The organism is Priestia endophytica (assembly GCF_026790145.1).
In the GTDB taxonomy this organism is placed as follows: Bacteria; Bacillota; Bacilli; order Bacillales; family Bacillaceae_H; genus Bacillus_I; species Bacillus_I endophytica_A.
This window is the reverse complement of record NZ_JALAMS010000018.1, coordinates 432,697-447,260: the sequence shown is the minus strand read 5'-3', so window position 1 is coordinate 447,260 and position 14,564 is coordinate 432,697. Positions and strand designations below refer to the sequence as shown.

6 protein-coding genes are annotated in these 14,564 nt (G+C 32.0%); all 6 read right to left on the bottom strand.

Translation table 11 applies throughout. The annotated features are described in order from the left end of the window. Positions 1 to 11 precede the first annotated feature (11 nt). The 6 genes from MOC86_RS15945 to MOC86_RS15925 are packed head-to-tail and all read right to left on the bottom strand — an operon-like array spanning position 12 to position 14,544. Complete coding sequence (locus MOC86_RS15945) at positions 12 to 3,134, bottom strand: cyclic peptide export ABC transporter (protein WP_268585040.1); 3,123 nt, start codon at positions 3,132 to 3,134, stop codon at positions 12 to 14. Positions 3,135 to 3,150: 16 nt separating this feature from the next. Next, positions 3,151 to 7,635, bottom strand: a complete 4,485-nt coding sequence (locus tag MOC86_RS15940) for an amino acid adenylation domain-containing protein (RefSeq protein ID WP_268585039.1) — start codon at positions 7,633 to 7,635, stop codon at positions 3,151 to 3,153. 21 nt (positions 7,636 to 7,656) lie between these two features. Beyond that, the gene (locus MOC86_RS15935; RefSeq protein WP_268585038.1) at positions 7,657 to 8,010 is read right to left on the bottom strand and encodes a hypothetical protein; all 354 of its coding nucleotides are present in this window, start codon (positions 8,008 to 8,010) and stop codon (positions 7,657 to 7,659) included. Further along, the gene (locus MOC86_RS27500; protein ID WP_419146650.1) at positions 8,003 to 8,065 is read right to left on the bottom strand and encodes a hypothetical protein; all 63 of its coding nucleotides are present in this window, start codon (positions 8,063 to 8,065) and stop codon (positions 8,003 to 8,005) included. Before MOC86_RS27500 ends, MOC86_RS15935 begins: the two co-directional genes overlap by 8 nt. A gap of 28 nt (positions 8,066 to 8,093) precedes the next feature. Continuing rightward, positions 8,094 to 13,835: a non-ribosomal peptide synthetase gene (locus tag MOC86_RS15930; protein WP_268585037.1), complete on the bottom strand. Its 5,742-nt coding sequence runs from the start codon at positions 13,833 to 13,835 to the stop codon at positions 8,094 to 8,096. After that, positions 13,828 to 14,544, bottom strand: coding sequence for a thioesterase II family protein (locus tag MOC86_RS15925; protein WP_268585036.1), 717 nt, complete (start codon positions 14,542 to 14,544; stop codon positions 13,828 to 13,830). Before MOC86_RS15925 ends, MOC86_RS15930 begins: the two co-directional genes overlap by 8 nt. Positions 14,545 to 14,564: the final 20 nt, after the last annotated feature.

Sequence of the window (14,564 nt, the reverse complement as noted above, 5' to 3'; positions counted from 1 at the left end):
GTCAATTCCCCCTAATAACTAAATTTACTTTTGCTCCTTGACTCTTCCTCTTGCATGATTTGGCCTCTTTCCATCTTTATAAGCTGATCAGCAACATTAAAATAGCGGTCATCATGTGTAATGGCTATAATACATTTCCCTTTCTTTTTTAATTCGGGAAGAAGGTTCGTATAAAAAAAGTGCCTAAATCCAGGATCTTGATCGGCTGCCCACTCATCGAACAAATAAATTTCTTTGTCCTCAAGATAGCTAATAAGTAGAGCAATTCGCTTTCTTTGTCCTGTTGAAAGCTTTGTAGTACTGAGCTTTCCACCTCTAACATCAACCTTTTCTTCTATATCTAATATGTTCAAGTATTCCTTAATAGCGGCTTCTTCTTTACTACAATCAATCCCATAAATCCTTTGAAATAAATAGTAGTCACTGAATATTGCAGCGTATAACGCACTCAATTCCTCTGTATCAACCTCTTGATTATTCACCTTTATCTTTCCTCTTGTAGGAGAATAAAGACCTGAGATAAGTTTTGCTAAAGTAGACTTACCGCTTCCATTCCCTCCTGTAATAAAGGTTATCTGTCCTGATTTAAACTCACAGGTTATGGGCCCTACTTCAAATGAGTCTCCGTCACTACTTTCATACGTATATTCAACACTATCAACATTCAACTTCACATTGGAAGCACTTTGAAATTTATCTATTGATCTACTAACTCGACTTTCCGGGTTGTCCAACTGGTTAGAAAAGTTGTTAATACGTTTCCAGTTAATTTTCATTTGAATTGCGTTAGGTATAGCGTTAAGTATGCTGTGTATAGGTCCTGTCATATAAAGAAATACAAAAACATAGCTTCTAAGGAGTTCACTTTGCACATTACTAAATAGGAGTGGAAATAAGAAAGTAATAGCTCCAATTACTACAACAAATAACAGCTCTCCTATAATAAAAACATTAGCAAACTTAAGGCCTCCCTTTGTTCGCTTAATGTTGTATTGATGACAAGTACCTTCCATATCGTTTCTAAACGCAATTCTTTTATTTTTATCGATATTTAACTCTTTAAATCCCCCTGTTAGATCATTAATAAATTTAAAGAATATGTTCTGTATGTTCCTTGTTTGCTCCCACAATTTATTTGCAGATTGTCCGGCAAAGTAATAGAAAGTTGCTGCAACAAGTATGACTCCTATTGATAATAGTAATCCATAGATGTTAATGACCCCGAGGTATACTAAACAACAAACTAACGTAATTGAATCTGTAATACCAGTAATAATAGATGGAGCATGATTACTTATTGATTCAGTATCATTATTTAATGTTGATTGGATTTTTTCTGTTTCCATCTTTTCTACTGTCTCGTAGGGAGTGTTTAGAATCTTATCTAACAATTCAGTTCTTTTTTGATAAATGAAATGGTTTGTAAGAGTTATTAAATGGGTTCGAACAACCTTCTGAGTCAAAACATACACAAAGATTCCCAAGCCAAAATAGATAGCTAATTTAGTTCTAGAGTGATCGGTTTGGTTTAATGATTCATTTATTATGAATATAACTACCGCATTTCCAAAACCACTTATAACACTTAATATCAAAAGAGAAAAGAAATTTTTATTGTTCTTTTTTGAAGGAAATATGATTGTTAAAGATAAATATAGACAAAATAGAACACTTCCTATAAAGATAGCAATAGTAGCAAATTTCATTGTGACAGGTGCCCAAACATCGATAAATCCCCAATCAACCCCATTAAAGAAAACTGAAGGAAAAGCCATAATTGCATAGATTTCTAAGAGCAAGAATACTAATGTAGCAGAAGGAACACCAAGCCTCTTCATTCTGGATGCTTCAAGAACTCTCTCTTTTCTTATCAATTGCATAATAAAAGTAAATAAGAAGTAACAGGTGCTAACTATAAAAGGAATAAGGAATAATAGAAGCGTAAATGAGAAAGCATCTACTGTTTTATAAATATCTTTAGTTTCCATTACTGCTTCTTTTTCTAAAAGTATATCTAGTGATCCTTGTCCTATATTTTGTACTATATCTGAGTTTATATTAGCCATTACAGCTACACCTAATTCTTCACCAGGACGGAATACTGCAAATGAGGAGAAGTTAGGATTACTACCTGTATGCGAAAACTCACCACTACCTTTTTGAGCAACCTCCCATCCCCCAGCATAAGAAGTTCCATCACTTGAAGGAGGGATAGACCTATTCGGTATATGTGTTTCTTTTATTGATTGCTCAATGTTCGGTGTTGTATCAAGAGTCCCTAATTGTAACTTTAACCATTTAGCCATATCTACTCCATTAGAGGTAAAGTATCCTGCTGGAGTGTTCCCTCTATAAGTAGGTGCATCAAACTTAAGTGGCTTTAGAAAACCCATTTTGTAGCCTTGCGCCATCTCTTTTTCGTGTACTTTATTTCCAACTAAAAAAGTATTATCTAATCCAAGAGTCCCCAAAATACTGTTATCCATATACGTTTCAAATGACTGCCCTGTAACCTCTTGAATGACTAACCCTAAAATATTATAGTTCATACTAGCATACTCAAAACTTTCACCTGGATATGTGTTAAGTTTTTGATTCCTTAGATGTTTAACTGTAGTTTCCAGAGCTGTATCCTTCGTAGATTCAGGTATGTCTTTCACAGTAGGAAAAGGTATGCCACTTGTATGAAATAGAAGTTGATTTATAGTTATGTCCACTTCTCTATCAACCTTTTCCCCCTTATATTCACCTTCATATTTCATATCAAACCATGGTAGATACTTCTTTACAGGATCATCTAATTTAATTTTCCCCTGCTCGGCTAGTTGATGTACAGCTAAAGAGGTAAAGGCTTTACTGTTTGATCCAATTTCAAATAACGTATTTTTTGTAACAGGCGTTTTTGTTTCCACATTCGCATAACCAAAACCTTTTTGATAAATTACGTTCTTACCATGAACAATTACTATAGACAAACCCGGAATCTTACCTTCATCCATTTGCTCCTCTATAAAAGAATCCAGACGTTTCTCATGTATTGCATAATTATCAGCAGCCTTAACTCCCTGATATGGAACAATTGATAAGGTATGAAAAAGAAAAACGAGAAAGATTATAAACACCTTTAACTTCATTATTATCTATCCTTTCTCATTCCATATTGAATATACTTTCAAGATCCTTATTAGAAAGGTCAATAGTATCGAAGTCAGATGGTGTAAAATCTCTATTATCAATAGAGCAACAGTGTGAAATTATCTCATTCAATTCCTTTACGTATTTTTCAATGAATTTACGAATTGATGTAGATTTGAACTTTTTACGACTATAAGTAAACAAGAATATAAGCTTTTTATTGAATACATAGCTATTAATGTCTATTAAACTATCGAGCTCGTTAATCTTACTATTTTCTGCGCCCGATTCTTCCTCTGTAAAATTAAATAACTTATTAGAGAAGATAGAATCAAAATCACCAAGATAATTGAAACGAATTAACTTTTTAGGATGAAAGTTCATTTCTTCAGATAAATATTTTAGTACCCCATGACTCATTCCTTTATTTGGAACATTGCGGAGTTGTTCTTTTAAGTTCTTAATGTTATCTCGTAAATTATCTTCTTTAACGTTTAATACAACCGGATAGAGGCTAGTAAACCATCCTACTGTATTAGACACATCAATCTTTTCTGAAATTTCTTCACGACCATGCCCCTCTATTTCTATTACTACATCTTCTTCACGTATATATTTCGATAAAGCAGTTGATAGGGCAATTATCATTAATTCAGAAGCTTTCGTATTGTAGGTTTCATTTGCCCTATTTAATAATTGAAAAGTAGTACTCTCTGCTAAACTCTCGGTTACGATCTCACAATCCTCTAATAAATCTTTACCTAGGTTAAAATCATTTATTTGTTGATTGTATGCTTTACTTGTGTAAACTCCACTCCAGTATGCTTTTTCTTCTTGCGATACGTTTTCACTATATAATTTTAAATGTGAAGCCCACTCTTGAATATTATTACTAACTTGCGGTAAAAAAGCTTTTTTACCACTTTCAAGTTGCTTATGAACTTTATAAATCTCTTCCAGAATGATCCTCCATGAAACTCCATCAACAGCTATATGATGTGCTATAAGAAGAATCTTCACGTTCTGGTTTCCTAATTGAAAGATGAGCACTTTAAACAGAAAGTCTTTCGTAATATCTATAGTTTTTTTCGCTATTTCTCCAATTTCTACTACTCTTTTCATTTGCATATCCACAGACAAATCTTTTAAATTATGAGTTTCAATATCTAGTTTTTGTTCTATATAATTATCATTAAAATAGAAGGTGTTTTTTTTCTCATCATAATTTAATCGGAAGGAATCATGTCTATTTGCAACATATTGTATAGCTGGTATTAATAATTGCATGTTTTCTGTACTTGTTAAGTTTAATAGTACAGATTGTGTATAGTGATTAATGTTGTCTAATTGTCTCTCAAGAAACCAAGAATGAGCTGGAAGTGGTAACAACTCTCCATAACATGGGGAAGAATTATAATTTAAACTCTTCTTAGTTTTTTCTAAATGTAATAACATATCTTTCATAATTGGGTTTGCTAAAATGTCCTTTATTTTTATTGCTAACCCTTTTTCACTTAACTTAGAAGATAGTTGTATGGCTTTGATAGAATCTCCACCTAAGTAGTAAAAATTATCTGTCATTTCAACATTTTCTACATTTAATATGTCGCAGACAGTATTTAAAAAGGCCTCACTACTCTCTATATTATTAGAGGTATTGTTACTGTAGTTCTTAACCTTTGGCAATGCTTGTCTATCTACCTTTCCATTTACAGTGAGCGGTATTTCGTCTAGTTGTATATAATAAGAAGGAATCATATACGTAGGTAAACGTGTCTCTAAAAACTCAACTAAATCAGCAGAGGATAACTGAGACTTTGCAGTAAAATAGGCACACAGATATCTATAATGGTTTTGATCTTCAAAATCGATCACTACAGTATCTTTTATTTCGGGATACTGTAGTAGTAGGTTTTCTATTTCAGCTCTTTCAATTCTAAATCCTTGAAGTTTAATTTGATCATCTTCTCTGCCCAAATACTCTACTGTGTATAAATCAATGAATTTAGCTAAATCACCTGTTTTATACATACGATTGTTATCAGAAAAAGGATTATTTATAAAACGTTCTTCTGTTAATTCACTCCTATTTAAGTATCCTTTAGAGACTCCAACACCTGATATATATATTTCTCCTTTCTCTCCCATTGGCACAGGCTGAAGGTTAGAATCTAGGAGGTATATTTGAGTATTTTGTATTGGTTTTCCAATGGGGACAGAAGTTCCTTTATCTTGAACAACGTTAAATTCATGAATCATACATCCTACTACAGTTTCACTTGGTCCATATTCGTTAAATATTTTAGCAGAGGGTCCGAACTTTTTTTGAATTGCTATTGCCAAACTTGTAGAAAAATTTTCTCCTCCTACAATCATTGTTTTTATAGTTGAGTAGTTTGTATCTAAATCTAATAAAAGTGTCAAATGTGAGGGTGTTAATTTAATTATGGTTGCTTTTTTATCTTTAATAACCTGATGTAATACATATTCATCCTCATTTTGTGGATAAATAACAATTTGATTACCAGATATCAGCGGAGGAAATATTGATGTTATTGTAAGGTCAAACGAAATAGAAGAGTACAAAGGAAAAACCTCTTTATTAAACCCAATATACTCTTTTACAGCCCAAGTAGTATAGTTAACCAAACCTTGGTGAGTCACCATAGTTCCTTTTGGTTTCCCAGTAGATCCAGAAGTGTAAATGATATATGCAAGATCCTGAGAATCCACACTTACATGTAAATTTTCAGCGTTTCCTATGTAAATTTCTTTTGAATTTACATTAACTATATTGATTTGTTCAGAAATGTCCAATTTATCTACATTTAGGTTAGTTAGTATAAAAGATAACTTAGAATCTTCTATCATATAGTTAATCCGTTTAGACGGAAATGTAAAATCGATGGGTAGATAAGCGCTCCCTGTTTTAAGGACAGCTATAATTCCTATGATGGTTTCTATTGAATGTTTCATTAGAATACCTATTATATTGTTACGGGTAACACCTGACTTAATCAAATATCTCGCGAGTTGATTTGATTTACAATTTAATTCTCTATAAGTGATTTTCTCTCCTTTCATATCTAATGCTACTTCTTCTGGAGAGGCCTTAACTTGTCTTTCAAACAGCTCATAAATTGTTTTACTTTGTGGATATTTCACTACCGTCTCATTATATTCATGCAACATTTTATTCTTTATCAAATGTGGAATAACTTCAATGTCATTAATAGTTTTTTGAGGTGAATCAATTATTTGATCTATAATAAAGAGTATAGATTTGAACATCATATCTATCTGAGTATCACTATATTTATGAACTTTATAATCTAAATCCAAATTAAATATGCCCTCAGACCATGATCTAATAACCATTTGTAAATCATATATTTGTTTACCATTATAAAGTTCTTTATTTTCTATCTGTAATCCGTCTAAGTTCGTTGGAAGGTTTGTGTTATAGTAATTAATGCATGTCCCGAAAAGGTCACCATATGCTTTTTTCTTAAGTTCCAAATCTTGAACGAGTAAATCATATGGGTACTTTTGGTTAAAGTAGCAATGAGTCAAATTTCTATTTATATCTATGAAAAACTCTTCAATAGATAAGTAATCTTCTATTGTGTATCTAAAAGGCATAGTACTAGCTACCATTCCCACAATATCCTTCTCTTTCTTACCAAAACGATTTAATACAGGCATTCCTATCGTTATATCACGTTCTCTCGCTGTTTTATGCATATATATATAATAAAGGGCTACAAAGAAAGAGTATTCAGAAACACCTATTTTTTGTACGAATCTCTTTATCTTTTCAGATTGATTATATGAGAGCTCGTATGACCGCCTCCTTCCTTCAGCGCTACTTAATTCTATTTTTTCATTTCTGTCTGGTAGCGGAGTAAACTTGTTATTCCAAAATTTTTTATTTCTAAAAAAAAGTTTAGATGAGATATATTCTTTTTCCTTTTCTAAAAAATAGTTATATTCCGTTCGATTTGGCGGAGAGACGATCACATTGTTAGTAAGATTCACATAATGTTCTGCTATATCTTTAGTCATTATATTCATTGACCATCCATCGGAAACTATATGATGAACCTTTATAAAGTATCCGCTCTCCTTACTATCTTTAAGAGTAAATATATGAAATTCGTATAAATCACTATCATATAAATTAAAGGGAATACTAGATTGCTGCTTGACCCACTGATCTAATTCTTCATCATTATTAAACTCATGAAGTGGAAAAGAAGAATGTTGATATTCTTTAATGTATTGATTTATATTGTCTTCTTTTTCTATAAAACGATGACGTATCCCACTGTTAGTTTCTATAAAAAAATTTATTGAGGAGCTAAGGGAAGTAAAATCTACTTTCCCTTTAATTTTAACTACTCCTCCAATATTGTGAACTGATTGACCTGGATTAATTTTCTCTATATACCATATCCTTTTTTGAGGATGTGATAGGTGAAAAAGTTCTCGTTCTTTCATATCATCACCACATTTCTAAAATTAGTTAGGGGACAAGTTGATTTTTTTATTCGTATTCATCATTTTTTCTATTAGGTAACTCTCTATTCCCTTCCATTTAAATCCATTCATTTCTAATAACATATTATTTTTTTTAGAAGTAATGTGAAATATTGTTTCATTTATATCCTCGTTAAAAGATAAGTCACTTCCAATACCATGTAATTGTAGATTGTCAAGGTGGAATCTATATTTTGCTTCGTTTTCTTTATCAAATATATAGTCAATAAAATTTTCAAGAGACGTTTCTTTAACGTCAAAATTCGAATCGAGTGCCGTTAATATATCCGAAAAGCTAATATGTTCAGGATTATATAGGTGGAATGTTTCATTCATTTAAATTTTTCCAAAAGGAATCTATATCATCCCCTCCGGGAAATCTACAAGACATTCCTATAATTGCAATCTCCAATCCATTCTCATTCCCTCTTTCTTGATCTTCTTTTCAGTAATCTATCTCTAGAACTTTCACGTATAAGTGCTCTATTTGGTTCGTCTCCTCTTTCTTTTTCCTCCTCCTGTTCATACAGCTCCTTTGCTAACGAGTAAATGGTATCGTATCGGAAAAGAGTAACGATATTTATCTCCATATTTAACTCTTCCTTCAATTTTTCATTTACTTGGACTACATTTAAGGAGTTCCCACCCAATTCGAAGAAATGATCATGCCGGCTGATTTCTTCAAGACATAATACTTCCCTCCATACTCTAGAAATAATTTTCTCAATTTCTGTAGAAGGAGATTCATATTCTAGTTCTGAAGCAAGGTATTTTTCATCCTTTCTCTCCATCAAGTATTTTAAATCCAACTTATCGTTACTCATCAAGGGCATTTTATCTAGTCTTACAAAATACGCAGGAATCATATAATCGGGTAAATTCTCCTTTAAAAATGTTCGGAGAGTTGTACTAGATATATTTTCTTTTGACGTTACATACGCACATAAAAAATAATCGTTTTGATTTGAATTTTTTTTGGCTACGACTGCTGCTTCAACAATATTAGGATGTTCAAGTAAGACCGTTCTAACTTCGTTTGGCTCAATTCGTATGCCTTTTATTTTAACTTGCTGATCTAACCGTCCAACATACTCAATATCTCCATTCGGAAGCCATTTCGCTAGATCCCCAGTACGATACATTCTTTCTTCTACAGGATTGAATGGATTTAGAATGAATTTATTCTTTGTCAGATCTTCTTTACCAATATATCCTCTACCAACTCCACTACCTGCAATACATAACTCTCCTATTACACCGATAGGTACCGGAGAAAAATTTTTATCAACAATATAGGTTTTATAATTTCTCAAAGGCTTTCCAATAGGAATGGAGGCTTCGTTATCTTTTTTGCAAGTATAATAGGTTGCATTGACGGCTGTTTCTGTTGGTCCATAAATATTTATTAAATCTCCGATGTTGCAATTTTCCAACAACTCATAGCATGTTTTCTTTGGTAGTACTTCTCCTCCTAGTATTACCAATTTCAAAAAGTAGTGAGCATCGATCCATTTCATAAAAACACTTATATGACTAGGAACTGTATCTAAAACGTCTATTTTATTTTGGACAATATAATTCCATAGTTCTTCTGGATGAGCTATTACCTGATTCTCTGGTATAAATAATATCCCCCCTGATACCAACGGAAGGAAAATTTGCTGAACAGCGGCATCAAAATTAAACTTTGCTAATAACAGATGATGTAAACCAGGTTCTATAGGTAAACTATCTTTTAATCCCTCTAGTTGATTAACAATATTTTGATGTTCTATCATTACACCTTTTGGATTACCTGTTGTTCCTGATGTATATATCACATAGGCTAAATCACTAGGTTCGTTCATAAAGTTTAATCTACTGTTATCTTCAGCTACATAAGTTTTAGGATTTAATTCTAAAACCTTAGTATCTATTAAAAACTGTTTAGATGAACTATTTTCTGCAAGTACAAACTTACATCCGCTATCTTTCATAAGATACTTAGTATGCTCTTCTGGAAACTTTGGATCGATAGGAAGGTATGCTCCTCCAGCCTTGAGTATACTAAGTATGCCAACTATCGATTCAACGTTAGGGAGAGAACTAATTCCTATCACATTTTCCCTCTCTACGCCTTGCTTTCTTAGATATCGTGCCAATTGATTTGATTTCCTATCTAATTCACTAAAACTAATGCTTTGTCCATTGTATACAAGTGCTGTAGCATTTGGTGTATTCATACATTGTCTTTCAAATAGTTCTTGAAGAGAGCTACATTTATAATACGAATGTGTATTGTTAAAATCAGTTAATAGTTTATATTCTTCTTCTGAAGATAGAATATTTATATTTTTTATTTTTTCATCTGCATTTTCAGTCACCTTGTTGAGCAATTGACCAAAATGATGAGCTAAACTCTCTACTGTTTCTCTTTTAAAGAGCTGTGATGCATACTTGAACTTTATCTCCATTTTTCCTTCTTGAACATACACATCAATAGACATATCAAATTGAGACATTCCACTATCTAAAGGGTAGTTGGAGTAATTTAAAAGCCCGTTTTCATCTACACCATCTTCCAATTCAATATTCTCCAAAGAGAATATAATATCAAACAATGGGTTTCTTCCTGTTTGCCTTGATATTTTTAACCGATCTACTAACAATTCAAAAGGATAATCTTCATATTTTATGCTCTTAATTACGTTTTCCTTTACATCTTCTAAAAGATGTGTGAACGACTGATTTTCATCAAGATGGTTTCTGAGGGCTAAAGTATTTACAAACATACCTACTATATTCTCCAAACCCGAATGAAATCTGCCTGCTGTTGGCGTACCAATTGTAATGTCATTCTCTCCGGTATATTTATAAATTAATACATTTAAAGCTGTTAACATTAACGTATACAGAGTAGTTCTATTATCTACCGCTAGTTGTTTCAGCCTATATGCTAATTGAGGTTCTATATTTAATAGTAATTGGTCTCCTAAAAGATCTGGGGTTGCAGGACGAAGATAGTCTGTGTTTAGTCCTGAGGTGGGATTATAATCATTAAATTTATTTAACCAGTATTGTTCACTTTCTTTAAATTTCTCTGTTTGTACATAACTTTCTTGCCACACTGCATAGTCTTTGTATGTTAAATTTTGCTCAGTTTTTATAGATTGATGATTATTGTAGTAATTTATAAAATCTTGCATAACAATTTTCATTGAAATACCATCAAAAACTATGTGGTGAACATCAGTGAATAAAAGATGTTTATTTCCACTCAATCGTATTATTTTCACTCGAAATACAGGGCCACTTTCTAAATCAAAAGGTTTAATGAATTCTTTGAGTTGATTGTCTAAATTCCCCTCAAAGTTTTCTATAAATTCTATATCAATAGTAATCTCTTGGTTAATTTTTTGAACAAGATTCGCGTTCTTAAATGAAAAAGAGGTTCTTAACGCTTCATGTTTACTTACCATAAATCGAAGAGACTTTGTTAGTAAACTTTTTTCTATCTGTCCTTTTAAAATAGTTGCTGAAGGTAAGTTGTATGCAGTAGATTCTTTATTTAGTTGCCATAATACAAATAGCCTTTTTTGCTGAAAAGATACTGGATAATAATCTCTCGGGGCAGTCCTAGAAATGCTTTGTATTTCTTGGTGTCTTTCATTACTTGCTAAATCTGCTAGCCCTTTTATCGTCGGATTACTAAAAATATCACTTATTTGCAAATCTATTCCCAACTTATGATTAACTTTTAAAATGATAGAAGCTGCCTTTAAAGAATGTCCTCCTAATTCAAAAAAATCATCCATAGAGCCTATGTTCTTTACTCCCAGGATTTCTTCCCAAATTTCAGCAATATAAATTTCCGTTCTCGTTTCAGGTGCAGTATATAATAAATTATTTGTAATTTTAATGTTTGGCGTTGGGAGACTCTTTCTATCTACTTTTCCATTCTGATTTAATGGAAGCTTTTCCATACGAGTAAAATATGAAGGCACCATAAACTCTGGAATGTTCTCCAGTAAGAACTTTCTCAAACTTGGATAAGAGAGAGGCTTTGATGATGTAAAATAAGCACTTAGCGCCTTTGAACCAGATGCATCGTCTATAGCAATCACTACTGCTTCATCCACATCTTGGTGCTTTGTTAAGTAGTTTTCAACCTCACTTACTTCTATACGATATCCTCTAATTTTTGTTAGATTATCTTGTCTTCCAATAAACTCAATGTTTCCATCTGGTAACCATCGAGCTAGATCTCCTGTTTTATAAGCACTTTTTCCTGTACCTAAAGGAAATTCACTAAATTTTTCGTTGTTTAACGTTGGGGAATTATTATAACCTAATGAAACACCCGCCCCGCTAATTAGCACTTCTCCTACAACACCTAGTGGTAAAAGATTCATGTTTTTATCTACAATAAATAACTCCGTATTGGTTATAGGTTTTCCTATAGGAATATTTGTTTTTTGTATATCTTGGGTATTAATTCGATAAGAGCATGCTATATCAGTGCATTCTGTTGGTCCATAAGTATTCACTAACTCACATTTATTTTCACTGTGTTCAAGTAAAGGTTTGATTTTCTTAGTGTTAATAGATTCTCCTCCAAGAAAAGCATACCTTAAAGAAGTTAACCTAGAAAAGTTGGTTTCTTCATTATAAGAGACGATAGGATAAAAGCCACTTGGTGTACAATTTATAATTGTAATTTTACTTTTTTGAATATAGTTAGACATATTGTTATAGTCATAGGCACCTGGTTCGAATATATGTAAACAACCGCCTAAAACTAAGGGGGCAAAGATGTTTTTATGAGAAGTGTCAAAACTTATAGGAGCAATCAACAAAATATTATCATTCTGGTTCATATCAAATTCTTCTGTATACCAAGTTAACAGATTCAAAAAGGAATCTTTTTTAATCATCACTCCTTTAGGTTCACCTGTACTACCAGAAGTATATAGAACGTACATTAAACCATGAGGTGAGACATTCACCACTGGATTTTTTTCTGCTTCAGCATCCGAACTTTCATTTAAAACTTTGTCTATATCGCAATGTTTTACATTTAAAGTTAAGTTATTTAAATCACTACTTTTTTTCACAAGATAACTTAGCTTAGAATTATAAATTAACGATTTTATACGTTCATTTGGATAATTAGGATCTATTGGCATATAAGCTGCACCAGTTTTTAAAATACCTAAAGTCACGATAGGGAGCTCTAAACACCTATCTAAAACTAGACCTACTATACAGCCTTCCTTCACTCCCTCTTTTATTAACCTATTTGCTAATATATTTGCTTTATTGTTTAACTCTTGATATGTCATTTCCTTGTCTTTAAAGACTACTGCCACGGATTTAGGATTTTTCAAAACTTGTGATTCGAACATTTCGATTACTGTATTACGAGATACAGTTCGACTTGTGTCATTAAATATATGACTCATCATTTCTTTTTCTTGAGGCGATGTGATTTCAATACTATAAATATTCCGATTAGGATTCTCAACAACTGCTTGAAAAAATCTATTCAACTGCTTACACAGTCTATCAATGCTTTCCCTACTATTTCCTTTATATTCAATATTGCAACTAATTTCTACTTCATTAATATCAAATTGAAAAGAAGTGTCCGGATAAATCGAAGTATCTATGTGACTGCTGTTGATATTTTTTAGACTTACAATTGTGCGCGGACTTGCATGTAATCCTATATGCTCCTTTACTGTACTAATTGATACATGTTGGTTATTGTTAGAATTATAAATTTCCTCTTTAATAGATAACAAAAGGTCTTTAACTGTCATTTTTTCTTCAATTTTACTTCGAAGGATTAACAATTGATTATGCGTAGTTGTGCTACCAGGTGAATTTACTACAGGAGTACCGATACAAATATCGTTGGAACGTGTATATATAGACAAAAGATATTTTATCCCACACATTAGAAGTATATATATGCCGTATTCGGAGTGGTTACTCATTTTCATTAGTCCCGCAGAAATGTTTGCAGGCATTGTATATCGGAATTCACCTGCTTCATTCGTATAATTTGAATTTCGATAATATGAAAAACTACTCATATTAATATCGTCTGTAAGTTTATTAAGCCAATATCTTTCTCCGTCATTGAACTTTTGACTGGTATCGAAGGATGTACTATTCATAACAATCTTCTCCTCTAACAATTTTTTGATTAATATAATCTATCACTTCAAAAAATTTATCGTTGATAAAAAAATGCCCCCCTTGAAATCTACAAATTTGCATTTTCTTAGTTGTGAAATTGGACCATCTCATCATTTCTTCCTTTGTCATGTTATCTTCTGTGCCATACATTACAGTAATGTTAGATGTTATTTTACTGTTCATTGATTCAAACTTATATTCTTCAATTAATTTAAAGTCCGCTCTTAAAATGGGAATGAATATATCCATCAACTGTTTATTTTCAAATACTTCTCTAGGCGTTCCATTTAACTTTTTCAATTCTTTTCTAAACTTCAAATCAGGTAAATTATGTATCTTACGCATTCTAATCATATCTGGAGGTTTAATACCTGATATAAACATATCAAGGGGTGGTTTATAACCATTTTCAATCAAATTTCTACACACTTCATATGCAATTAATCCACCCATACTATGACCAAAAAACATATAATCATTGTCATCTAGCTGTGAACTTATTAATTTACATATATCAGTTACAGCTTCATTCATGTCATTGTAAAAAGGTTCATTAAACCTTTTTCCTCTACCAGCGTAATGTATAGGTTTTAAATCAAAATTTGCAGATAAAGGTTTTTTCCATTCGTGAAATATAGAACCAGATCCGCCAGCGTAAGGAAAGCAAAAAAATGTGATTTTATTCATAGCAATGCACCCGCACTTCA